General features: G+C 72.9%; 21 protein-coding genes. 6 read left to right on the top strand and 15 right to left on the bottom strand.

Annotated elements, in window-relative coordinates:
• Positions 1 to 6 precede the first annotated feature (6 nt).
• Positions 7 to 1,158 (top strand): multicopper oxidase domain-containing protein, encoded by a 1,152-nt coding sequence (locus ACZ5KW_RS17080; protein WP_343779058.1) that lies wholly within the window; start codon positions 7 to 9, stop codon positions 1,156 to 1,158.
• 39 nt (positions 1,159 to 1,197) lie between these two features.
• Here ACZ5KW_RS17080 and ACZ5KW_RS17075 read toward each other — a convergent pair whose 3' ends face one another.
• Complete coding sequence (locus ACZ5KW_RS17075; RefSeq protein WP_343779056.1) at positions 1,198 to 2,040, bottom strand: polyprenyl synthetase family protein; 843 nt, start codon at positions 2,038 to 2,040, stop codon at positions 1,198 to 1,200.
• A gap of 473 nt (positions 2,041 to 2,513) precedes the next feature.
• Entirely contained in the window at positions 2,514 to 3,182 is a 669-nt protein-coding gene (npdG, locus tag ACZ5KW_RS17070; protein ID WP_343779054.1) for an NADPH-dependent F420 reductase, read from the bottom strand.
• 164 nt (positions 3,183 to 3,346) lie between these two features.
• On the opposite strand from npdG, the gene ACZ5KW_RS17065 reads away from it, so the two are divergent.
• Positions 3,347 to 3,517 carry a hypothetical protein gene (locus ACZ5KW_RS17065; protein ID WP_343779052.1) on the top strand — a complete coding sequence of 57 codons (171 nt, stop codon included), beginning with the start codon at positions 3,347 to 3,349 and terminating at the stop codon, positions 3,515 to 3,517.
• A gap of 50 nt (positions 3,518 to 3,567) precedes the next feature.
• Here ACZ5KW_RS17065 and ACZ5KW_RS17060 read toward each other — a convergent pair whose 3' ends face one another.
• From ACZ5KW_RS17060 to ACZ5KW_RS17050, 3 genes are all read right to left on the bottom strand, one after another.
• Complete coding sequence (locus ACZ5KW_RS17060) at positions 3,568 to 5,328, bottom strand: globin-coupled sensor protein (RefSeq protein ID WP_343779050.1); 1,761 nt, start codon at positions 5,326 to 5,328, stop codon at positions 3,568 to 3,570.
• Positions 5,329 to 5,465: 137 nt separating this feature from the next.
• The gene (fdhF, locus tag ACZ5KW_RS17055; protein ID WP_343779841.1) at positions 5,466 to 7,568 is read right to left on the bottom strand and encodes a formate dehydrogenase subunit alpha; all 2,103 of its coding nucleotides are present in this window, start codon (positions 7,566 to 7,568) and stop codon (positions 5,466 to 5,468) included.
• A gap of 143 nt (positions 7,569 to 7,711) precedes the next feature.
• The gene (locus ACZ5KW_RS17050) at positions 7,712 to 8,662 is read right to left on the bottom strand and encodes a hypothetical protein (protein WP_343779840.1); all 951 of its coding nucleotides are present in this window, start codon (positions 8,660 to 8,662) and stop codon (positions 7,712 to 7,714) included.
• Between the two features lie 186 nt (positions 8,663 to 8,848).
• On the opposite strand from ACZ5KW_RS17050, the gene ACZ5KW_RS17045 reads away from it, so the two are divergent.
• Complete coding sequence (locus tag ACZ5KW_RS17045) at positions 8,849 to 9,544, top strand: helix-turn-helix domain-containing protein (protein WP_343779048.1); 696 nt, start codon at positions 8,849 to 8,851, stop codon at positions 9,542 to 9,544.
• Positions 9,545 to 9,792: 248 nt separating this feature from the next.
• Here ACZ5KW_RS17045 and ACZ5KW_RS17040 read toward each other — a convergent pair whose 3' ends face one another.
• From ACZ5KW_RS17040 to ACZ5KW_RS16995, 10 genes are all read right to left on the bottom strand, one after another.
• The gene (locus tag ACZ5KW_RS17040) at positions 9,793 to 10,212 is read right to left on the bottom strand and encodes a DUF7522 family protein (RefSeq protein ID WP_343779046.1); all 420 of its coding nucleotides are present in this window, start codon (positions 10,210 to 10,212) and stop codon (positions 9,793 to 9,795) included.
• 302 nt (positions 10,213 to 10,514) lie between these two features.
• Complete coding sequence (locus tag ACZ5KW_RS17035) at positions 10,515 to 12,155, bottom strand: cobyric acid synthase (protein ID WP_343779044.1); 1,641 nt, start codon at positions 12,153 to 12,155, stop codon at positions 10,515 to 10,517.
• Between the two features lie 4 nt (positions 12,156 to 12,159).
• Positions 12,160 to 12,903, bottom strand: a complete 744-nt coding sequence (locus ACZ5KW_RS17030) for a cob(I)yrinic acid a,c-diamide adenosyltransferase (RefSeq protein ID WP_343779042.1) — start codon at positions 12,901 to 12,903, stop codon at positions 12,160 to 12,162.
• Positions 12,900 to 13,694 carry an adenosylcobinamide amidohydrolase gene (locus ACZ5KW_RS17025; protein WP_343779041.1) on the bottom strand — a complete coding sequence of 265 codons (795 nt, stop codon included), beginning with the start codon at positions 13,692 to 13,694 and terminating at the stop codon, positions 12,900 to 12,902. Before ACZ5KW_RS17025 ends, ACZ5KW_RS17030 begins: the two co-directional genes overlap by 4 nt.
• A complete protein-coding gene (locus tag ACZ5KW_RS17020; RefSeq protein WP_343779039.1) occupies positions 13,687 to 14,760 on the bottom strand; it encodes an aminotransferase class I/II-fold pyridoxal phosphate-dependent enzyme in 1,074 nt (357 codons plus the stop codon). Before ACZ5KW_RS17020 ends, ACZ5KW_RS17025 begins: the two co-directional genes overlap by 8 nt.
• Positions 14,757 to 15,482 carry an NTP transferase domain-containing protein gene (locus ACZ5KW_RS17015; RefSeq protein ID WP_343779837.1) on the bottom strand — a complete coding sequence of 242 codons (726 nt, stop codon included), beginning with the start codon at positions 15,480 to 15,482 and terminating at the stop codon, positions 14,757 to 14,759. Before ACZ5KW_RS17015 ends, ACZ5KW_RS17020 begins: the two co-directional genes overlap by 4 nt.
• Complete coding sequence (cobS, locus tag ACZ5KW_RS17010) at positions 15,482 to 16,279, bottom strand: adenosylcobinamide-GDP ribazoletransferase (RefSeq protein WP_343779834.1); 798 nt, start codon at positions 16,277 to 16,279, stop codon at positions 15,482 to 15,484. Before cobS ends, ACZ5KW_RS17015 begins: the two co-directional genes overlap by 1 nt.
• Complete coding sequence (locus ACZ5KW_RS17005; RefSeq protein WP_343779037.1) at positions 16,276 to 17,295, bottom strand: CobD/CbiB family cobalamin biosynthesis protein; 1,020 nt, start codon at positions 17,293 to 17,295, stop codon at positions 16,276 to 16,278. Before ACZ5KW_RS17005 ends, cobS begins: the two co-directional genes overlap by 4 nt.
• On the bottom strand, positions 17,292 to 18,608 hold the full coding sequence (locus ACZ5KW_RS17000; protein WP_343779035.1) for a cobyrinic acid a,c-diamide synthase: 1,317 nt from the start codon (positions 18,606 to 18,608) through the stop codon (positions 17,292 to 17,294). The genes ACZ5KW_RS17005 and ACZ5KW_RS17000 overlap by 4 nt, the downstream gene beginning before the upstream one ends.
• Complete coding sequence (locus tag ACZ5KW_RS16995; protein WP_371152635.1) at positions 18,605 to 19,717, bottom strand: nicotinate-nucleotide--dimethylbenzimidazole phosphoribosyltransferase; 1,113 nt, start codon at positions 19,715 to 19,717, stop codon at positions 18,605 to 18,607. Before ACZ5KW_RS16995 ends, ACZ5KW_RS17000 begins: the two co-directional genes overlap by 4 nt.
• 321 nt (positions 19,718 to 20,038) lie before the next feature.
• Between ACZ5KW_RS16995 and ACZ5KW_RS16990 the strand changes: the two genes are divergently transcribed.
• The 3 genes from ACZ5KW_RS16990 to ubaA all read left to right on the top strand — a co-directional run bounded on the left by ACZ5KW_RS16990 (position 20,039) and on the right by ubaA (position 23,079).
• Entirely contained in the window at positions 20,039 to 20,629 is a 591-nt protein-coding gene (locus tag ACZ5KW_RS16990; protein WP_343779033.1) for a 50S ribosomal protein L15e, read from the top strand.
• Between the two features lie 202 nt (positions 20,630 to 20,831).
• The gene (locus tag ACZ5KW_RS16985; protein ID WP_343779031.1) at positions 20,832 to 22,214 is read left to right on the top strand and encodes a hypothetical protein; all 1,383 of its coding nucleotides are present in this window, start codon (positions 20,832 to 20,834) and stop codon (positions 22,212 to 22,214) included.
• A gap of 52 nt (positions 22,215 to 22,266) precedes the next feature.
• Positions 22,267 to 23,079 carry an SAMP-activating enzyme E1 gene (gene ubaA, locus ACZ5KW_RS16980; protein WP_343779029.1) on the top strand — a complete coding sequence of 271 codons (813 nt, stop codon included), beginning with the start codon at positions 22,267 to 22,269 and terminating at the stop codon, positions 23,077 to 23,079.
• Positions 23,080 to 23,107: the final 28 nt, after the last annotated feature.

Genomic DNA, 23,107 nt, shown 5'->3' with positions numbered 1-23,107 from the left:
CGAACCATGACGCACCGTGACTCCGGCTCCGACGGCGGCTTCGCGCGGCGAACCATCCTTCAGGCTGCGGGCCTCTCGGGCGTCGCCGGACTGGCCGGCTGTCTGAGCGACGCGGCGACCACCGCGGCGAACGGTCCCGACGACGCCGGCGCGACGGAGCGCGACGGACCGGCCCTCCCCGAGACCCGGTCCCCGGAGGTCGTCGACCTCGACGAGCGCGGGCGCGAGGTGACGCTGCGCTCGGTCCACGCCCGCCACCCGGCCCACCCCGGGAGTTCGCTCGGCGGCCCGGTCGAGATGCCGGTGACGTGGGCCTTCCAGGCCGACGACGGGACGCCGAGCGTCCCCGGGCCGGTCCTCCGGGCGACCGAGGGCGACGACCTGTCGATCACGCTCGATAACACCGACGGCGAGATGCCCCACACGCTCCACTTCCACGGCGTCTCGAAGTCGTGGAAGGACGACGGCGTCCCGTCGACGACGGGGCTCACCGTGATGCCCGGCGAGAAGCACACCTACGAGATCGGCGCCGACGTGCCCGGCACCCACCTCTACCACTGCCATTTCAACACTCCGATGCACATGGACATGGGGATGTACGGGATTCTCCGTATCGACCCCGAGGGGTACGAGGAAGCCGACGTCGAGCGGTTCATGACCCTGAAAGACTGGGACACCCGACTCTCCCGGTCGTACGGCGGCGAGGACGCGAGCTACGACGTCCAGGACCGCCGCCCCGACGCGTTCACGATCAACGGCCGCGTCGCGCCGTACACGCTCAACCCGGACCACGGCTCACCGATCGTCGTCAGCGAGGGCGACACGGTGCGGCTCCACCTGGTCAACGCCGGGTTCATGTCGCACCCGATGCACACCCACAACCACCGGTTCCGCACCGTCGAGAAGGACGGCGCCGCCTACCCCGAGGTGATGCAACTCCCCGAGGACGTGGTGAACGTCGCGCCAGCCGAGCGGTACACGGTCGAGTTCGAGGCGAACGCGGACCCCGGGATATACCCGATGCACTGCCACAAGGTCGACCACGTTCAAAACGACGGCTTCTACCCCGGCGGGATGCTCACCGCCATCGTCTACGAGGGGGCGATGGGGACCGACGTGTTCGCGGACCTCATGGAGAAGGCGGGCTACGATATCTGAGCCCCGGGCGACACCGACCGCGAGATCGCCTCTCTCCCCTTACCGCTCGCGGACGACGACGAACTCGGCCAGGTCGCGGAGGTACTCTATCGCCTCGGTCTCGGGCGGGTCGGCGTCGTCGAGGGCGGCCAGCGCGCGCTCGGACTCCGTCCGGGCGCGTTCGTTGATCTCCTCGGGCGACAGCGACGTGACCTGAAGCACGGAGGGGCGGTCCATCTCGGCGTCCTGTCCGGTCGGCTTGCCGAGGTCGTCGGCGTCGGCGGTCGCGTCCAGTACGTCGTCGCGCATCTGGAAGGCGACGCCGACGCGCTCGGCGTACTCGCCGAACGAGTCGATCGCGTGGGGCTCCGCGCCGCCCGCGACCGCGCCCAGCTCGGCGGCGGCGCGGAACAGCGCGCCCGTCTTCCGGCGGGCTAACTCCATGTACTCGGCCTCGTTGGTCGGGCGGGCGGCCAGCTCCGTCGCCTCGCCCTCGCCGAGTTCGACCATCGCCTCGGCGACGGTCCGCATCGCGCGGGGGTGAGTCGAGAACAGCGCGAACGCCTCCCCGAGGAGACCGTCGCTGGCGATGATCGCCGGGCCGTAGCCGAACTCCGCCCAGGCGGCCGCGGTGCCGCGCCGGACCTCCGAGCGGTCGATGATGTCGTCGATGACGAGCGAGGCGTTGTGGACGAACTCGATGCCGGCCGCGAAGTCCACCGCCTGCTCCGGGTCGCCGTCGAACGCCTCGCAGGCGAGGACGGTCACCGCGGGGCGGACCCGCTTCCCGCCCGCGAGGACGACGTGGCCGACCTCCTCGGACAGCTCGTCGGGCTCGACGTCGTCGATGACCGCCTCGATCCGGTCTTCGACCAGCCCGACCCGACGCTGCAAGTACTCCATCTACCGCCCGGAGGAACCCGGCGCGCAAAGGCCTAACGGAACGCCCTCCGGAGGGGATTCGGACGACTGCGACGACGTTATCTCGCGCGCAAGTACTGTGGTGGCGCGTGCCTCCGAGCGCCCCTCGTGCGCGAGGGGCACGCGCGAGGGAGTCGCGGCCGCTTTTAAGCGGCCGTGACGAGGCTGGGGAGGTGTGAGGTGCGGTTGCTGTGCGGGGTGGGACTCAACGGGGAGCCGGGTGGACGAAGCCCGGCGACGGGAGCACCGCAGCGAGCAACGCGAGCGAGGAGCGCACCGAGCCGCGCGAGTCCTCCCGGCTGGGGCTTCGGCGGTGGTCGCCGTCGATCCGTTCTCAACTATGTATCACCGATTGACCGCCAGAACGGGAACCATCGGCGCCGCCCGCTCCTATTTATAAACCGCGCTGAACGCCCAACTGCCCTTTACAAGCAACTCACGCCCAGAACGACCGTCTACTGAAACCGGACGCCGAGGTCGTGAAGGCCGTCGTTGTTGCTGGAGACGTTGATGAGAAGCGGCGTGAGCCCCTCGATTTCGGGTGCGTTGGCGAGGCCACCGGCGTCGAGCGCCCGCAGCCCGTCGACCCCCTCGGCGACGTCGGCGACGGTCGTCTTCGCGTCGTCGTCGTCGCCGATCACGAGGGTGTCGACCCCGAGGTCCGCGTCGAGGTTCGCGAGCCGCGCGGCCGCGAGGTTGTGGAACGCGCCGACGACGGCGACGCCCTCGGGCGCCGCGTCGGCGGCGATCTTCGTCACCGAGCCCGCGCCGGGCTTGTGGTAGTGGAACCCCTCGTCGTCGCGTTTCATCCCCGTCGCGGGCGAGACCAGGACGTCGCCGTCCTCCAGCGACTCCGCCACCGCCTCCACGGTGTCGCCGACGTGGTACGGCGGGACCGCTAAGACGACGATCCGGGCGTCGGCGGCGACCGCGGCGTTCTCCCCGCCGGTCACCGCGGCGTCGAGCCCGCGGCTGTCGAGTTCGGTGGTGTACTCTTCCGCCTTGTTCTCCGCCCTCTCCGCGTCCCGAGAGCCGATCGCGATCCGGTGTGGCGTGTCGGCCGCCAGCCGGAGCGCGAGCCCCTCACCGATGTCCCCGGTGCCGCCCAAGATGGCGATTTCCATACGATCCGTGGGGTCGCTCGCGTCTTAGGGGTTGCGTGACCGGCCGTCCTCGCCACGGTCCGAAGCCGGGAACACCCACCGAGCGCGCGGCGGCGACGCCGGTTCGGCGTGAGAGCGCCCTCCCCGACGCACCGGTTCAAGTGCGTCGACCGCCTACTGCGTCCATGACCGACGCCCCGTCGCTCGCGCTGCGCTACGTCGCCTGCGACGCCTGCGACACGGTGTTCGCGCGGCCCGACGATCCCGACGAACCGACCGCCTGCGATCGGTGCGGCGCCAGCCCCCTCCGCGAGCTCTCCGGGGTCCGGGGACCGGACGCGTACTTCGCGCCCTGAGTTCGGGCCGCGGACCTCGGCGCCCCGGCGGAGCCGTCACCGCCGCCGACTCACCGCAGGTCGTCCATCTCCAGCTCTCCGGCCGCGATCGCTCGCAGCTCCTCGTCTGAGAGGCGGTCGATCACGAACTCGGGCATTCCCTCCGGAAGCCCCGCCGGAACCGATCGACCACCGCCCTCCCCCGTCGCTCGGTTCCCGCGGTCCGGCCCCGTCACTCGCCGTCCGCCGTCCGTCAGGGACGCCGCGCGGGACCCGCCGTCGCCGCCGTCGCCGCCGTCGACGGCCAACCGACGAACGGTCCGTTCGACCGCCTCGACCGCCGCCGACTGGCGCTCGCTTTCGTCGGCCAGCTCCTGCATCCGCTCGCTGATCCGGTTCGACTGGTCGACCACCCCGTCGATCGTCGCGGCGATCTCCTCGGCGGCGGCGGCCTGCTCGTCGGTCACGTCGGAGACCTCGTCGATCCCGTCGGCCGTCTCCGTCACCGCCTCGGCGATGTCGGTGAGGTTCTCCGTCGCGTCGGCGACGCGCTCGCTCCCCTCGTCGACTCGCACCGTCGTCTCGGAGAGGCTCTCGACCGTCTCCTCGGTGTCGGTGCGGATGCCGTCGACCATCGACTCGATGTCGGCCGCGTGCCCCTGTGACTCCTCCGCGAGCGACTTGATCTCGTCGGCGACGACGCCGAATCCGGCACCCGCGTCGCCGGCCCGCGCCGCCTCGATCGAGGCGTTCAGGGCGAGCAGGTTCGTCTGGTCGGCGATGCCGTTGATCGCGTCGACGAACTCGTCGATCTCTTCGACCCGCTCTTGGAGCGTCTCGACGTCCTCCGCGACCTCGTCGACGGCGGCGCCGATGTCGTCCATGGCCGACGCGGCGTCGTCGGCCGCCTCCCGACCGTCCTCCGCGAGCGTCTCCGCCCGGCCGCTCGTCCGCTCGACCTCGTCGGCGGTCGACGCCACCTCCTCGACCGTCGCCGAGAGGTTCGCCACCTCCGAGGAGATCTCGGCGACCCGCTCCGACTGGTCCTCCGCCGCCTCGCCGACCTCGGCGGCGCTGTCGGCGACGTCGCTCGCCGACTCGCGGAGGTCGCCGATCGGCTCTTTGACCTCGTCTTCCACCTCCGCCATCAGTCGCTCGTTCTCCTCGACGGCCTCCGAGAGCTTCTGGCTGTACGAGTGGATGTACGTGTCCGTGACGACCTGCATGTCGAGATTGACGATCCGGAGGACTGAGAGCAGGTCCTCGATCGCGTCGTCGACCTCCTCTTCGACCGCCGTCGCGGTCGCGTCGTCGACCGTCTCCCCGGCCGCGTCGGGGGCCAGCCGGTCGGTGAGCGAATCGACGAGGCGGTCGCCGATGAGCGGCAGGATGAGGTCGTAGTACACGCCGTACTGACCGAGGTAGTGTTTCATCGGCATCTCCAGCATGTCGTGGATCTTGCCGATCCGCGCCCGGTCCTCGAAGTACTCCTCGCCGTACTCGCCTTCCGCGAGGGTCACCAGGTACGCCGACTGCGTCCGCTTGAGCCGTTCGATCCCCTTCTCGGACCGCCCGATCACGTCGACCGTCTGCTGGTGGCCGGTGAGGTTCTCGTAGAAGTCGTCGGCGATCCGGTCCGCGTTCTCCGCGAACGCCTCCTCGTACCGGCCCAGTCGCCGCTCGTCGTCCTCGTCGAAGCCGATGAACTCCTTCCGCCACGCGATCTCGTCCGCGTCGAGTCCGATCTCCTCGACCAACTCGCCGGCGTCGAGCCCGTCGTTTAATCCGCCCTGGCCGAAGTCCTCTCGGCCGTACTCTCCAGATGTAGCCATACCGGAGCCTCTCCGCTTGGGTTATATAAACGATAACTCCCGCCTCTCACGAGTGATACCGAACCCCGCGGCGTCGGGTGATCCGTCGCCGCAGTCGGGCGGAACTCGTCGCCGATCGCGGCAGCGGCGACGGCCGTTCAGTCCGCGCCGGCCCCGTCGCTCTCCGCGGTCGCGTCACCCTCGGGCGCCGGCTCGACCGCGACCGCCGAGTGCTTGAACTCGGGGATCTTCGCCGCCGGATCGAGCGTACCGCCGGTGAGGGCGTTCGCGAGCGGCTCCGCGTAGTGGAACGTACAGAACGCGACGCCCTCGCGGACCGCCGGCGTCACCTCGGCCGCGACCTCGACGCTGCCGCGCTCGTTCGAGACGGTCACCCGGTCGCCGTCCTCGATCCCGCGCTCGGCCGCGTCGCTCGGGTGGACCCGGAGGGCGTCCTCGCCCCGCATCGCCATCAGGCGGTCCGAGCGCCGGCTGAGCGCCCCGCTGTTGAAGTGCTGGAGCACGCGGCCGGTCGTCAGGGTCAGCTCGTCCGCGTCGAGGTCGTCGACGGGCGGGACGGGGTCGACGACCGCGAGCGGGGCGGTGCGCTCGCCCGTCGCGAACGTGTCCGCGTGCAACACCTCGGTGCCGGTCCCGTCGCGCTCCGAGAACGGCCACCGCTGGTAGCCGTCGCCGATCCCCTCGTAGCTCATCCCCTCGTAGATGGGCGCGACGCGCGTCAGCTCGTCGAACGCCGCCTCTGGTCCCTCGTAGTCGAACGCATCCGGGCGGTCCGTGAGCCGCCGGCCGAGGCCGGCGAGGATCTCGAAGTCGCGCCGCGCGTTCCCGGGCAGGTCGGCGTTCGGCCGCATCCGCATCACGCGCCGGTCGGTGTTCGTCACGGTGCCGGACTTCTCGGCCCACGCGCTCCCGGGGAGGACCACGTCCGCGTGCGCCGCCGTCCGCGTCTCGAACAGGTCGATCACCACGCAGAAGTCGAGCTCGTCGAACGCCGACGCGACCGCGGTCGCGTCCGGCTCGGTGACCGCCGGGTTCTCGCCGAAGACGACCGCGGCGCGCACCTCGTCGCCGAAGCGGTGGGTCGCCTCCACCTCGGTGAGTCCGGGCTCCGCCGGCGGCTCGACGCCCCACTCGGCCGCGACGCGTTCCCGGGCGGCCGCGTCCGTCACGGGCTCGTAGCCGGGGAGGACGCTCGGCAGTCCTCCCACGTCGCTGGCGCCCTGGACGTTGTTCTGCCCCCGCAGCGGATTCACGCCCGTCCCGGGGCGGCCGATGTTGCCGGTCAGCAGCGCGAGGTTGAGCAGGGCGTGGACGTTGTCGGTGCCGCACCGGTGCTGGCTCGTCCCCATCCCGGTCACGATCGCGGCGCGGTCCGCCCCGCCGTACGCCCGCGCCGCCTCCCGGATCACCCCGGGGTCGACGCCGGCCGCCTCGGCGCTCGCCGCGACGTCGACGTCGGCGAGGTGCTCGCGCAGCCGATCGAAACCGGTCGTCCGCTCCGCGAGGAACGCCTCGTCGACGAGCCCCTCCTCGGTCAGGACGGCGGCGATCGCGTTCAACAGCTGGATGTCGGTGCCGGGCCGCAGCGGGAGGTGGACGTCGGCTGCCTCGGTCGTGTCGTTCGCGCGCGGGTCGACGTGGACGAGCGTCGCGCCGTCGCGGACCGCCGGGAGGACGTACGAGCGGAACGCCACCGGGTGCTGTTCGGCCGGGTTCGCCCCGTTGACGAAGATACAGTCGGCCTCCCCGAGGTCGTCTAAGGTGTTCGTCATCGCGCCGGCGCCGAACCGCTCGCTCATCGCGGCGACGGTCGAGGCGTGGCAGAGCCGCGCGCAGTTGTCCACGTTGTTCGTCCCGAGGACGCGCGCGAGCTTCTGGAGGACGTAGTTCTCCTCGTTCGTACAGTTCGAGGAGGCGAAGAACTGGACGGCGTCGGGTCCGTGTTCGTCGACCACGTCCCCGATCCCGCTCGCGACGCGGTCGAGCGCCTCCTCCCACGGCGCCGTGACGAAGCGGCCGTTGTGGCGGACGAGCGGCTCCGTCAAGCGGTCGTCGTGGTCCACGACGTCGAACGCGGCCGCCCCCTTCGGGCAGATCTCCCCGCGGTCGTTCACCGGTCCCTCGACCCCGGTCGCACTTCCGCGCCCGGCGTACTCGATGCTACAGCCGACGCCGCAGAACGGACAGACCGTGGGGTTCGACTCGAAGCGTCGCTCGGTCGTCTCGGTCGGGTCGGTCATCACGTCGGCGTAGGGGTTCGACGCCCCTCCGAACACCACCGGCGTAGCGTGGTGTTTTAACCCATTCCGCCGTCCGCGGTCCCGCTCTCACGCCGTTCGCCGACGCCCGGCCGCCGTCGAAGCGCCCGTCGCCGCGCCGGTCGTCACCCGGTCACGGCGCCGCTCCCCGTCGGCGCGAGCAGCCGGCCCAGCGAGCGGAGGCCCGCGGTCACGAGGCAGGCGGCGAACGCGATCGTGCCGAGCTTCCCGCCGAACCCGACGAAGTACGGCGCCGCGCCGACGAACCCGACGCCCGCGGTCCCGCCGGCCAGTAGCGTCGCTCCGGGTGTCGAGATCCGCTCTTCGGTGGCCATCCCGACGAACGACGCGCAGAAGGCGACGGTCGCGACCGCGTCGCCGCCGGCGAACAGCGGCGGACAGACGGTCCCGGCGACGAGGCCGACGACCGCGGAGCCGACGACCGGCCCGTGGCCGAGCCGGACGCTCACGGCGAACGTCACGAGCGCGGCGACGGCCGCCGCGGCGACGAGCCCCGCCGCCGCGGTCGGCTCCGGGACCGTCCCCGTCCCCGGGGCGAGCCCGCCGAGCGCGGCCACCGACAGGCAGCCGACGAACGCGGCGGTCCCGAGTTTCCCGCCGAACCCGTTGAACGCGCGCTTCGCGGCCACGAAGGCGACGGCGGCCGCGGCGCCGGCGGCGGCCACCGACCCGAGGTCGGCGCCGGCCGCCGGGGTCGCCATCCCGACGAACGAGCCGCAGTACGCGGGGGCGCCGTACGTCGCCGAGATGAGGTACGCGCAGAGCCCGACGAGCGCGGACGCCACGACCGGCCCGACCCCGGCCCCGACCGAGAGGGCGTACGTGACCGGCGCCCCGGCGGCCACGGCGGCCGCGTTGCCGAGGTCGGTCCGCGTGACCCGGAAGCCGTCCGTCCGCAGCGCGTCCCGCGTCTCCCTCGCGGCGGTGTACCCGAAGCCGGTCCCCGCGAGCGCGGCGAGGAGGGCGCCGAGGAACGGCCCGGCGTCGCCGCTCGGTCCCGTCGTCAGGCCCCCGCCGTCACCGACCGCCAGCCCGGCGGCCGCCGCGGCGACCATCCCGGCCCCGGCGGCGGCCAAGCCGATCGCCCCGACGGCGTGAATCGCTCGTTTCACGGCCGCGACTCCGGACCGCGGACCGATACGGACCGACCCTCAGTACTGCGGGTGTTCTCGGTCGGACCCGGCGGCGCGTCCCCCTGTCGGGGATCAGGCCTTTGTGTCCGTCATCCTAACCCCGATCCGATGGCATCCGGAGGAGAGCCCCCGGCCGACGGCGCCGACGCCGCGCCCGACGGCGTCCGCGCGGGCGTCGCGATTCACGGGACGAGCAACTGCCCGGTCGTCGCCGCCTCGACCGCCCACGACGGCCCGATCACGGGCGTCACTTGGACCCACGCGGGCGACACGCACACCGAGGAGTTCCGCGCCCGCGACCCCGACGCGGTCGACCGCGCCGAGGGCGTGCCCGCGCCCGCGTCCGTCGTCGACCTCGGCGACGAGCGGGTGTACCGGTACGACCGTCCGCGCGACGGCGAGTGCGCCTGCCGGATCATCGAGGAGCTCGACTGTCCGATCGCCGACGCCCGCGCCGAGGACGGCGTCCTGATCCTCACGCTTCACCTCCCCGACCTCGAACGCCTCCGGGACATCGTTTCGGCGCTCGACGGGACGTCGGAGCGCGTCGAGGTCCGCTACCTCGTCCACGGCGCGTCGCGCGGCGACGGGGTGTCCGATCGGACGCTCGTCGACCGCGGTCGGCTCACCGACCGCCAGTGTGAGGTGTTGCGGACCGCCTATCGGATGGGCTACTTCGAGCGCCCGCGCGACGCCAACGCGAGGGCGGTCGCCGACGCGCTCGATATCTCCCCCTCGACGTTCGCCGAGCACCTCGCGACGGCACAGCGGAAGCTGCTAGAGGAGACGCTCGCCGCGAACTGACCCGTTCTACCGGCCCCGTTGAAATCCGTGAGAACTGATGGGACCGGTGTGCGAGATACTGCGGATGTAGTCAGCGGCGGCCCAGCGGTCATTCCACGCGATCGCCGGTGACGACCTCGGTCATAATGGAGCGCGTCTCCGGCGGGGAGTCACGGCGCTCATCGTCGGAGCTCATCGCTTCCCCGCGAGAGATCGGGACGCAGTACCGGAAGACGGATCTCGAGACTATCGGCTGGCGACGGTAGTCCCTATCTCTCCTCGGCCAGTAGCTTGGAAATCGCGCTGGCCGCGTCCTCGAAGGCGTTGACGTCCATGCTATCTGCGGTAAAGAGGACGCCCGCATCACCCTGAAGGATCCGGATCACGAACCCGTTTTCGTGAAATCGGACGGTGAATTCATACGGGCCGATATCCGGTCCGCCTCCCATGCGAGCGATGGTTGTCCGGATCGGTCGCTCCGCAAACCCGGTGCGTTCGAACTCGACGAGTTGCGACTTGGCCTCTCTCGCAGTGTCGATCGAATCGTAGAGATCCTGCCGTCTGTAGAGGAGATCAAACGATGACGGGGTGAAATACACCACGGCCCGGAGGGTGTCTCCGAGGCTCGTTCGAGCCGCACTGACGATACCGTCGGCCCGCTCCTCGCTGATATCGGTTTCAAATGTCATTTTATCTACTGATAGGGATATAGGCGTGCCATCGTATCAAACGTTTCGGCAAAAGTACGCGGACTCAGTTACCAGTCTTTGGCCAAAACCGGAGACAAGCCCACGCGTATTGGATAATATCGATCCCATAAGACGCTATGCCCGCCCGCGTATCGACCGATCGAAGCGACCGTGCGCAGACCGACTCCCCGTTCAACACGCGCTCTCTATTCAGCACGGCTCCAAGAACAGATCAGCGGTTGAGAGCTTCAACAGAGCCGTTCTACTCTGCCCTCCCCCACTCTGTGCTACAATACTCTACCCTACTCTTTCGCGTCGGGAGACGGACCGCTCGATCCCCCGAGTTCGACGGAACCGCCGAGGCCGACGGCGGTCAGGTCGACGTGTTCCGCGACGAGGTCGGCCGCGCGGTCGTACGGCGACCGCGCCGTCGACGCCGCGGTCGGCCGCTCCCGGCCGGCGCTTGCGAAGACCGTCTCGACGAAGGCGTCCCGCACCGACTCCGTCTCGAAGAGCCCGTGGAGGTAGGTTCCGAGGGCGCGCTCGGTGGCGACGCTCTCCGCGCCGAGCGGTCCGGTCGCGAGGCCCGCTCTAACCACTTCGTCGGCGGTCGCGTCGCCGGCGTCCCCGCCGCCGACGAGCCGCGTCCGCCCGGCGTGGATCTCGTAGCCGGTCGCGCGCCCCTCGGCCCCGGAGATCGGTCCGACGCCGTCGACCCGGCGGGTGACGCGCTCGACGCGCTTGTCCGTCGAGAACCGCGTCTCGACCGGCAACAGGCCGACGCCGCGGACGGTCTCGCGGTCGCCGACGCCCTCGACGTGCGCGTCGACGAGCCGTTCGCCGAGCAGTTGGTAGCCGCCGCAGACGCCGACCACGGGCCCGTCGAACGCGCGCAGCGCCGCGTCGAAGCCGGCCTCGCGGAGCGCGAGCAGGTCGTCCACGGTGTTTTTCGACCCCGGAAGCACGACCGCGTCGACCCCGTCGAGGCCGTCGCCGAGGGGGAGGTAGACGACGCGGACGCCCGGCTCGCGGGCCAGCGGTTCCAGGTCAGTAAAATTCGAGATCCGCGGCAGTCGCGGGACGCCGACCCGGACGCTCTCGGCGTCGGGGACGCCGTCGTCGTCACCGAGGACGCCCTCGCCGCCGGCGCTCGTCTCGTCCGGCAGCGAGAGGCTGTCCTCCGCGGGGAGTCCGGGGTCGTCGTGGGGGACGACGCCGAGGATCGGGACGCCCGTTCGGTCTTCGATCGCGTCGATGCCGGGCGCGAGGAGGTCGGGGTCGCCGCGGAACTTCGTGATCACGGCGCCGGCGACGCGCTCGCGCACGTCGTCGGGAAGCAGTTCGAGGGTCCCGTACAGGCTCGCGAACGCGCCGCCGCGCTCGATGTCGACCGCGATCAGGATCGCCGCGTCCGCGAATCGGGCGCACTCGACGTTCGCGAGGTCGCGGTCGTGGAGGTTGATCTCGGCGATGCTGCCGGCGCCCTCCGCGACGACCACCTCGTTTTCGGCCGCCAGCCGCTCGTGTGCGGCGACGGCGGCCGCCCGGGCGTCCGCCCAGTGTTCGTCGTAGTACTCCCCCGCGGGAGCGTTCGCGACCGCCTGACCGTCGACGACGACCTGACTCTCGCCGTCGCCGCGGGGTTTGAGCAGGACGGGGTTCATGTCGGTCGTCGGCACGGTCTCGGCCGCCCGCGCCTGGACGTGCTGTGAGACGCCGATCTCGCCCCACTCGCCGTCCGGGTCGAGCGCCACCCGGGCGTTGTTGCTCATGTTCTGGGCCTTGTACGGCGCGACGGCGACCCCGCGCCGAGCGAGGAGCCGGCAGACCCCGGCCGCCAGCGTGCTCTTGCCGACGTGGCTCGCGGTGCCCGCGATCAGGAGCGTGTCGGCGTCGCCGTCGGTCGCTGGCGAGACGCCGTCGGTCACGGCCGCTCCCTCCACATCGTCAGTACTCCGTCCCCCGGCGGGCTCGCTGTCCGGCGTCGAACGGGTGTGCCTCCTTCCGGACGTTCGTGATCAGGTCGGCGACCCCGTCGAGGTAGTCGGGGGCGTCGTGGCTCCCGGTGAGGACGAGTTCGAGGCCCTCGGGCTTCGACTCGACGAGGTCGACCACCGCCTCGGGGTCGACGAGTCCCCGGTCGGCCGCGTACAGCAGCTCGTCGAGGATCAGCATGTGGACGCCGGCCTCGGGGTCGCCGTCGAGCGGCAGCGGGGAGCCGAGGTCGGCCTCGTCGGCCGCCGCGACGAGGGCTTCCGCGCGCTCGAAGGCGGCGGTCGCCTTCGCCGCGTGTTCGTCGTCCGCGGAGCCGTCGAGCAGGCCGTGCCAGCCGTAGTGGCCGGCGTTCTCGTAGGAGAAGCCGGGGACGGCGGTGATGGCGTTGTACTCGCCTCTGACGCCGTCGACGCTGTCCGCGCCGCCCTTCATGAACTGGAGCATGTGGACGCGGTAGCCGTGGCCCGCGGCGCGGAATCCCATCCCCATCGCCGCCGTGGTCTTGCCCTTCCCGTCGCCCCAGAACGCCTGGACCAGTCCGAACTCCTCGGGCGCGCCCGGTTCGATCGGCTCCGGTTCGGGCGCCGAACCGCCGCCGGGGGTGCGGGCAGCACGGTCGTCGTTCGTCGGCGTCCCGTCGTCGCCGTCGGTCGATGCCTCCGCTTCTGCGTTCGTGTCGTTGTGTTCCGTTGTCATGGATCGAATACCTCCGCTCGCTCGTCGGTGACGACGCCGTGTTCGGCCTCGGCAGCCGGGCCGGGCACGTCGCCGTCCGGGTACCGCGACCGCAGACTGGCGCGGACCGCGTCGCGGACGCAGGCGCGAGCCGCGCCGCCGACCGCGGTGGCGCTGCCGGAGAACTCGGTGGCCGTTCCCTTCGGGTCGTCCGCGACGACGACCGCGTCGCTCGTCGTCCCCGGCACGCCCGCCGTCGCGAGCAGCGTCGCCGCCTTCGCCTCGGCCGCGACCGCGACGAGGTTCGCCGCGGCCCCGGGTTCGAGCCGCCGGGTCGTGCCGACGATCAGGTTGACCGTCCCGGGCCGGTTCGGGCGGTCGTCGGCCGTCGGTGTGTCCGCCGCCGCCGCTCCGCTCCGCTCTGCGGTCTCAGCGGGTGTCGGCGTCGCCTCCGTCTCTATCGGCAACATCGCGGGGTTCGAGAGCCCGACGGTCGCGTACGCGACGACCGACCCGAGCCGCGCGCCCCGAGCGTGGTCCATCGAGACGCCGGTGAACAGCGTCGGCGGGGCATCGTCCGCGGCCGCGTCCGTGGCCTCCCGCTCGCCGGCGTCGCCGCCTCCGATGAACCCCGACCGCGCCAGGCGCTCGCGGCGGTAGGCCCCGAGGTCGGTGCGGTCGAACCCCTCCGGGACCGTGACGTTGTACGCGGCCGACGCCCGCGAGCGGCCCCCGTCCCAGCCCGTCGAGAGCCACCGCGTCCCCGGCCGCCGCAGCCGGAGGACCCCCTCGCGGACGGTCGGCTCAAACACCGTCGCCCTCCCGCGCGTCGTCGCGCCCGCCGTCGTCGCGCCCGCGGCCGTCTCCGTCTCGCACCCCGAGCGCCGCGAGGAGCCGGTCGTTCTCCGCCGGGCGGCGGACGGCCACCCGGACGTGCGAGTCGAGTCCGCGGAACGACCGCGCGTCCCGGACGGCGACGCCGCGCTCGCGGGCGCGCTCGACGACCCGGTCGACGTTGCGGTCGCCCGCGTCGACGAGCAGGAACGGTGCCTCGGAGGGCGCCACGTCGTAGCGCTCCGTGAGGGCGGCTCGCATCCGCTCGCGCTCCCGCTCGACGCGCTCGCGGGTCTCCCGGACGAACTCCTCCTGCCGGAGGCAGTACTCGCCGGTCGCGAGCGCCGGGGCGCTCACGTTCCACGCGCGACGGGCGCCCCGCAGCGCCGCGCCGAGGTCGCCGGTCGCCGCGGCGAAGCCGGCGCGGACGCCGGGCAGCCCGAACAGTTTGGTGAGCGCCCGCGCGACGACGACGCCGGGCGTCCCCGCGAGCGATTCGCGCTCGGTGAACCCGAGGAACGCCTCGTCGACGAGCAACACGGCCTCGGCCGCGCGACAGCGCTCCGCGAACGCCAGCAGCGCGTCCCGGTCGTAGCCGGTCCCGGTCGGGTTGTTCGGCGTACAGACGACCGCCAGCGCGTGATCGGTCGGGTCCGCGTCGAGGACCGCGTCGGCGTCGACGAACGCCGGCTCGCCGCCCTGAAGTCGCACCTCGCGGGCGTACTCCCCGAAGCTCGGCGCGGGGAGGAGGGCCGTGTCGCCCGCGCCGACCGCGAGCGCGACCGCGGCCCGGATCGCCGCCAGCCCGCCCGGCGTCGGCACGACGCTCTCGGCGTCGCAGTCGACGTACTCGGCGGCGGCCGCACGAAAGGCGACCGGCGGTTCCGGCGGATACGTCCGCGCCGTCTCGAAGGCCGCACGGTACGCCCGCTCGACCCCCTCGGGAACGTCGGGGTTCGTGTTCGCGCTGAAGTCCAGCAGGTCGGGGTCGTCGCTGCTCCCGTGGGGTTCACGGCCCAGCGCCGCGGCGCGCTCGCGGTTCACCGGGAATCACCTCGGTCGGTCGACGCCGACGCGTCGAGCCAGTCGATCCCGCCGCTCGGGAGGTCGGGAGCGCCGGCGGCCCCAGCGAGGATCCGCTCGGCGAGCCGACGGTCCGTGGGTCGGTTGACGTTGACGGCGAGGCGAGCGTCGCGGGCGGTCCGGACGGCCTCGTCGCCCGCGCCGTCGAGCGCCGCGACGACGTTGATCCCCGCCGGGAGGTCGACTCGCGTGCGGGCACCGTTTTCGCCGGTCTCGGACCCCTCGTACCGCGTCGCGGCGTCGGCGCTCGCGCCAAGTTCCCGCTTTCGCGCCGCCGGAACACGGACCGACAGCGCGTCCGCGTCGGCCGCGGCGTGAGCGTCGCAGACGGCGTCGACGGCCGCGCCGTCGAGGAGCGGGAGGTCGGCGGCGACGGTGAGCGTCGGCGCGGTCGGTCCGGCGTTCAGGGCCGCCCGAAGGTCCGCGACGTACCCCTCGCCCGGCGTGTCGACGACGGTCGTCTCGCCCGGCCTGCCTCTCGATTCGCTCGCCTCGCCGCTTTCCCGCGCGACCACTCGCTCTCGCGTCCCCGGGGTGTGCGGGGAGACGGCCGCGTAGGCGGTCTCGACGCGCTCGGCGGCCGCGAGGGCGTCGAGCACGCGGTCGAGCATCGACCGCCCAGCGACCGGAATCAGCGGCTTCTCGCGGTCGCCGTCGAGGCGCGTGCCGCGGCCGCCGCACATCACGAGAGCGTCCACGCGATTACCCCCACGTGGAGCCCGACGACGCGGGCGAGCTCGTTCGTCGCGCCGAGCACGTCGCCAGAGACGCCGCCGAGGCGGGCGCGAGCCCACGCGAACGCGAGCGCGGCGACGACGACTGCGGCGGCGAGCACGGCGAGGGAGGGCGCGACCGCGTCCGGTCCGAGGGTCGGCCAGCCGAGCAGCGCCGCGGGGGCCGTCACGAGCGCGACCCAGCCCAGCGCGCCCGGACCGGACGCCCCGGTCAGGGCGGAACCGAGGCCCTCGTGCGGGGCGTCCCCGACGCAGACGAGCGTCGCCGTCGCGGCCTTCGCCCCCACCTCCGCGACGACGACGAGGAGGACCGCGCCGACGAGAGAGAAACGGGCCAACTCCGCGACTGCCGTCGCTCCGGCCGCGAGCGCGACGACTACCAGCGCGAGCGCGACCGTTCCGCCGACGCCGAGCGCGGAGTCCTTCAGGACCTCGCGCCGGCGGTCGGCGTCGCCGTGGACGACCGCCGCGTCGCCCGCGTCCGCGACGCCGTCGAGGTGGGTGATCCCGGTGACGAGGTACAGCCACGCGGGGAACGCGACCGCGACCGTGGCCGCCGGCACCCGGACCGGCGACAGCGCCGCCCCGACGACCGGCAGCGCGATCAGCGCGCCGAGCGCGTACCCGACCGCCGGCATGGCCGCGGGCGTCCGTCGGAACGCCTCCCAGCCGTCCTCGGTGTGGCCGACGGGGAGCCGCGAGAGGAAGCCGACGGCGCCGCGGAGCGCGGCGACCGCGCCGGTCACCCCCACGCGATCACCCCCGCGAGCGCGAGGAGCCACCCCGCCGTGGCCGCGACCGCGACGCCGCCGGCGGACCCGACGAGCCGCACCGCGTCGCGGGCGACCGCCGGACTCGGCGGCTCCGACCCCCCGGAGAGGGCGTACGCGCCCGGCTTCTCCAGTCGGACGCCGAGCGCGACGGCGGCCGTCGCCATCGGCCAGCCCGAGTTCGGCGAGGTCGGCTCGCGGGCCAGCGACCGCGCGCGACGGAGGCTCCCGGGCGATCGCGCCGCGACCGCGAGACAGCACGCCGCGACCCGCGCCGGCAGGTACATCGCCGCGTCGTCGAGCCGGGCGCTCGCCCAGCCGACGGGCTTCGACCGGTAGCCGAGCATCGAATCGAGCGTGTTCACGGCCTTCACCCACGCCGCGGCCGCGACGCCGGCGGAGAGGGCGGTCCCACCGACGAAATCGCCTCCGGCACCGGCCGCCGCGCCCGCTCCGACGCCGGCGCCGAGCGCGAACCAGACGAGGGGAGCGACGAACCCGTCCGCGAGGTTCTCGGCGGCGCTCTCGACGGCGGCGCTCCTGAGTCCGGCCGGCGAGAGCTCGGTCGGGTCGCGCCCCACGAGCGCCCGGACCGACTCGCGGGCCGCGTCGGGGTCGCGCTCGGTCTCGTCGACCACTGCGTCGGTCACGTCGAGGAGCATCCGGAGGCTCGCGACCGAGAAGAGGACGCCGGCCGCGACGGCGACCGCGGCGACCGGCACGCCCTCGATCAGCGGTCCGCGTCTCGCCGCGAGCGCGACGACCCCGCCGGCGACCGCGGCCGCGGCGAGCGGGAGGCCGACGGCGACCGCGACGCCGACGAGGCGCGGTCGAGTCCACTCCCGGTCGAAGGGTTCGACGACGCTCCCGAACAGGGCGACCGGATGGACCCGAGCTGGGGGTTCCGCGAGCGCGAGGTCCAGCGCGACGGCGAGGACGACCGGAGCGAGGAGGGTGACGGCGACCGGGACTCCTGCGGTGACGGCGCTCACCGTTCCACCTCGTCGAGGAACGCGTCGAACGCCCCGCTCTCGGCGTGGACGTGGCAGTACGTTCCGAGCGTATTGTACTCTGTCAGCCCCTCGCGGTCGCCGTCGATCCCGGCCCCGCGCTCCACGTCGAACGCGAACTGGGCGTCCGCGGCGACGTCGGCCGCGGAGTAGTGGAACTCGTGGCCGCGGACGCGGTCGCCGGCCGCCGCGGTGAGCGTGTCGCTCCGGGCGCGCAGTTCGACGTGATCGAGCGCCTGATACCGCTCGTGCCGCTCGACCGTCGCCGGGAGGACGCCCGCCATCTCGTGGGTGTCGCCGTCGGCCGTCGTCAGCGTCTCCGCGAGCGCCATGAGCCCGCCGCACTCGCCGACGACCGGCGTGCCCTCGGCCGCGGCGTCCGCGACCGACGCGAGGCCGGGCCCCGCCGCGAGCGCCTCGGCGCGGAGCTCCGGGTAGCCCCCGGGGATGTAGACGCCGTCGCAGGGCGGGAGGTCGTCGCCGGCCGCCGGCGCGAAGGGGACCACGGTCGCGCGCTCGCGGAGGCGCTCGCGGGTCGCCGGGTAAACGAACCGGAAGGCGTCGTCGTCGGCGACAGCGATCCGCGGGCGTTCGTCGTCCGCGTCACGCGTGGATTCCGGCTCGGTCGCCGGCGGCGTCGGCTCTCGGGCGAGGTCGAGCAGTCGGTCGGTCCGGAGCGTCTCGGCGGCGGCGTCGAGCGCCGCGTCGCCGAGCGGCGCCTCGTCTCCCATGTGGAGGCCGAGGTGGCGTTCGGGGACCTCCAACTCCTCGCGGGGCGGTATCCGGCCGCAGTAGTCGAGTTCCTCGGGGAGCGCCTCGCGGATCCCGGCCTCGTGGCGGCCGCCGTGAGCGCGTTGGGCGATCACCCCCTCCACGTCGACGCCGTGCTCGGTCCGGTCGGCGTAGTCCCTGAAGCCGAGCGCGGTCGCCCCGACGCTCTCCATCCCGGCGCTCGCGTCGACGACGAGGACGACGGGCAGGTCGAGCGCGGCGGCCACCCCTGCCGTGCTCGCGGCGCTGCCGTCGTACAGTCCCATCATCCCCTCGACGACGCAGACGTCGCCGTCGCCGCGGGCGTAGTTGCGACGGAGCCCGTCCGTCCCCTGAAGCCACGGGTCGAGCGTCCGCGACGGGCGGTCCGCCGCCCGAGCGTGGTGGCTCGGGTCCACGAAGTCGGGGCCGGCCTTCGCGGGCTGAACGGTCGCTCCCGCGTTCTCGAACGCGCGCAGCGTCGCGAGCGTCGCCACCGTCTTGCCGACGCCGGAGGCCGTGCCGCCCAGGACGACGCCTCTCACCGTGTGACACCTCCGGTCGAGCGTGGAGAGCCGTCCGCGCTCCCGCCGTCTTCAGCCCGCTCGGCGAGCAGGCGGTCGGTGACGGCGGCGATCCGCTCGCGGACGGCGGCGTCGGCGACGCCCGCCCGCTCCGCGAGCGCGAGCGCTCCGCCCATCCCGACGCCCTCCTTCGCCTCGCCGCGGGCGTAGGCGGCCATCGCCGGGTGGTCGGCCTCGCCGAACCCCGGGTCGGCGGCCGCCAGCCGCAGGTCGAGGTCGGCGGCGAGCGCCGGGAGGTCGGCCGTGGGGTCGTCCGCGACGAGCGTCGTCGTCGCGAGCGGGAGGGGGCGGTCGACGCCGGCGTGCCGAGCGAGCGCCCCCGCGGCCGCGAGCTGCGTGCCGCCCGCGAGCGTGACGTCGACCCCGGCGTCGGCCGCGCCGGCGATCAGCCCGGACGCGGCGGCGAGGACGGGGTCGCCGGCCAGCCGGACCGCCGCGATCGGGTCGCCCGCCGCGCCGCCCGCCTCGAGGTCGCTCGCCGCCAACGCCTCGGCGACGACCCGCCGCTTGCGCTCGATCGGATTCGCCGGCAGCGACGAGGAGACGGCGGCGCGCTCGCCGAGCGCGGTCAGGACCCCGAGCGCGGTGGTCGTCCCGCCGGGAATCGTCTCGGCGACGAGCAGTTCGGCGGGTTCCTCTTCCGCGTCTCTCGCCCGGTCGCCGCCCTCGTTCGGCGCGGCGAGTTCCGGTGCCAGCGCGCGAGCGCGCTCGAAGACGGTCGCTGCCTCGGGAACCGGCTCCGGATCGCGGACGTCGCCGCCGGGGGTCGCCCCCACGTCGCGGACGGCGGCCGCGGTCGGCGCGGTGAGTCCGGCGTCGACGGCCTCGACCGGGAGCGACTCGGGACCGAGCAGCTCGCGGACCGCCCGAGTGACGGCCGCGGGCGTCGGGCACCCCGTCGGACTCACCGGCACGGGCGAGTCCGGCGCGGGGCGTCCCGTCTCGACGATCTCGAGGTCGGCGCTCGGCGTGTGCGTTCGCAGGTCGGTATCGGCGCCCGCGGCGCTGATCCCGTCGATCGCGGCCGTCGCGGTCGTCCCCGCGACGACGACGAGCCTCACGCCGCCCATCGGTACCCCTCTCCGTCGGCACCGCCTCGGGTCGGCGCGGCGTCGGTGTGTACCACTGGCGGTTCATCGATACAAGTGAACTTTAATCGATCGACGCACGCTCTCCTCGCCCCCGCCCCGGACGACCTCCCGAGTGGGACGCGACCGCATGCGGACCGCGGAGCGAAGCCGTTAAGAGCGAACCGCAGGTATTCAGGACAACTCGCTGGTGCGGACACAGCGGGCACTCGCCGCCGGGAACGTCGGTTCGGCCGACGCGCGCCCGGGACGAGACGACATGTGGCCCCTCGCGGCTGAATCGCAACCGTCCGCGGACAACATATGGCACGAAGCTTCTACTCGCACATCAAGGAGGCGTGGCGGTCCCCCAAGGAGGGGAAACTGGCAGAGCTACAGTGGCAGCGCAAACAGGAGTGGCGCGACCAGGGCGCCATCGAGCGCATCGAGCGCCCGACCCGGCTGGACAAGGCCCGCGAACTGGGCTACAAGGCCAAACAGGGCGTCATCGTCGCCCGCGTGAGCGTCCGCAAGGGCGGCTCGCGCAAGCAGCGCTTCAAGGCCGGCCGTCGCTCGAAGCGACAGGGCGTCAACCGCGTCTCGCGGCGCAAGTCGATCCAGCGCATCGCCGAGGAGCGCGCCTCGCGGAAGTACCGGAACCTCCGCGTGCTCAACTCCTACTGGGTCGGTGAGGACGGCTCCCAGAAGTGGCACGAGGTCATCCTCGTGGACCCCGCTCACCCCGCGATCGAGAACGACGACGAGCTGAACTGGATCTGCTCGGACGACCACAAGGGCCGCGCGTTCCGCGGACTCACCTCCGCCGGCACCAAGGGCCGCGGTCAGCGCAAACGCGGCAAGGGGACCGAGAAGACGCGCCCGAGCGTCACCTCGAACGACCGGCAGGGCAAGTAACGCGCCCGCGGTTTCGAACGTCCCGGCCTCGAACTACCCCCTTTATCGGTCGAACTCCCGACTCTCGCCGAGTCACGTCTCCGGAGGCGAACCCTCCGAGACGGACGGCTCCGGCGCGACGCGACCCGTCGCCGCGCGGCGACACCGGCGGAAGAGAAAAGATACCACGTCACGTTACACCGATACACATGGAGATCGGTCCGTGACCGGGAACAACCCCATCGCCCCCGACGCCTTCGCGACCGCCGTCGAGTCGCTCGACAGGGACGCGTTCGCGGCGTTCGTCGGCGAGGCGTACGAAGCGACCGCGGACGCCGTCGACGTCGACGGGCCGCGCGTCACGGTGTCGACGGACGGACGCCGGACGGAGTTGCTCGTCGTCTCGGCCGCGGACGAGGGCGTCGCGGCCGACGGAGTCGACGCCGTCGTCGTCGCGAGCGAGCCCCTCCTCGATGACGGCTCCGAGCCCGACGCCGAGGTCGTGACGCCGGCCGACCTCCGCGAGCGGCTCCTGTACGCCGTGCCGACCGCGGAGGCGAACGCCATCGCCGACCGGACGCTCGGCCTCCCGGTCCGGTCCGCGGCGTACGACCCCGTGCCCGGCGACGGGGGCGACGCGGCGCGTGACGACGCGAACGTACGGAACGCCGCCGCCGACGCGGCGGGCGGTGAGGGCGACGTGGGGGGCGATCAGGGCGGCGTTCCGTCGGCCGCCCCGGAGAGCGCCGCCGCGAACTCCCCGCCGAGCGCTCGAACCGCTCCCGGCTCGGAGCGCTCGCAGCCCCGCGACCGACCGACGGATTCCGCCGACGCGACTCGCGGGAGCGGCGAGACGGTGACGGCCGCGACGGTCGGTGACCGAGAAACGGCGACCGATCGCTCCGACGCCGAAACGGCGGCTGACCGGTCGTATCCGCGGAGCGCCGTCGCGGTGGTCGTCGCCGTCGCGCTCCTCACCGCGGCGGTCGGGGCCGGGTTCGTCGCCGGTACCGCCGGGGTCGGCGGTCCGGACGGTATCGCCGGCATCGGCGGTAAATCGACCGATTCCGCCGACCCGGAGTCGGGGCCGACCGGATCGACGGACGGGGGCGACGACGGGGACGGAGCGACGACCGCGGACGGCGACGCCGCGAACACCGCGGTGATCACTGACGGCAACCTGTCGGATGAAGCCGCTAGGAACACCGCTCCCACTCCCACCTGCGAGCGGTCCGCGCTTCAGGTCGTTCAGATCCAGATGAACGCCCTCCGGTACAACGACAACGCGACGAACGACGGGGTTCGGACCCTGCGAGCGTTCGCGTCGCCGGAGAACAGAGAGGTCGTCGGGTCCGTCGAGGAGTACGCCGAACTGTTCGACTCGCCCCGGTACGCCCCGATGCTCACGTACGACACCGCCCAGTACTCGGTGCCAGTCATCGACGACGACGCGGCCGAAGTCGAGGTCGTCACGCGGGAGAACGGCAGCGTCACCGGCCGGTACGTGTTCCGACTCGAACTGGTCACCGGCGGGAGCGCGGGGGGCGACGTCATCCTCGGGGACGTGGACGACTGCTGGATGACCGACGCTGTGGCGGCGGAGTGACCGGCCCTCGCGCCGGGAACACGGTTATATCCGCGCTCCCACAGGTACGGACATGAGCCTCTCACTCGACGCGACCCAACTCGACCGCTACTCCAGACACGTCATCCTTGACGACGTCGGGCCGGAGGGGCAGAAGCGCCTGCTCGACGGGCGGGCCCTCGTCGTCGGTGCCGGGGGGCTGGGCGCGCCCGCGATCCAGTACCTCGCGGCCGCCGGCGTCGGCACCATCGGAATCGCCGACGACGACGTCGTCGAACGGTCGAACCTCCAGCGACAGGTCATCCACGGCGACGGCGACGTGGGGCGCGCGAAGGTCGACTCGGCCGCGGACTACGTCGCCGACCTCAATCCCGACGTCGACGTCGAGCGCCACGAACGCCGGCTCGACGCGGGCAACGCCCGCGAGCTAATCACCGAGTACGACGTGATCGTCGACTGCTCGGACAACTTCGCCACTCGGTACGTGGTGAACGACGCCGCCCGGATCGAGGGCGTCCCCGTCTCGCACGGCGCCATCTACAAGTTCGAGGGACAGGTGACGACGCTGTCGCCCGACGGCCCCTGCTACCGGTGTCTGTTCCCGGAGCCGCCGGAGCCGGGAACGGTGCCGGACTGCGCCAGCACCGGCGTCCTCGGTGTGCTCCCCGGAACGGTCGGCTGTCTCCAGGCGACGGAGGCGATGAAGCTCCTCGTCGACATCGGCGAGCCGCTCGTCGGCCGCATGCTGTTTTACGACGCGATGGACCTCTCCTTCGAGACCGTGCCGTACGCGCGCAACCCGGACTGCCCGGTGTGCGGCGACGACGGTATCGACACCATCGACGGGATCGACTACGCGGCCGGCTGTCGAGTCGACGCGACCTGAGAGGGCCGGTGCGTTCGCTTTCGGGAGT

Source organism: Halorubrum ejinorense (assembly GCF_055389685.1).
The sequence above is the reverse complement of the archived record's forward strand: the minus strand, read 5'-3'. Positions and strand labels throughout refer to the sequence as shown.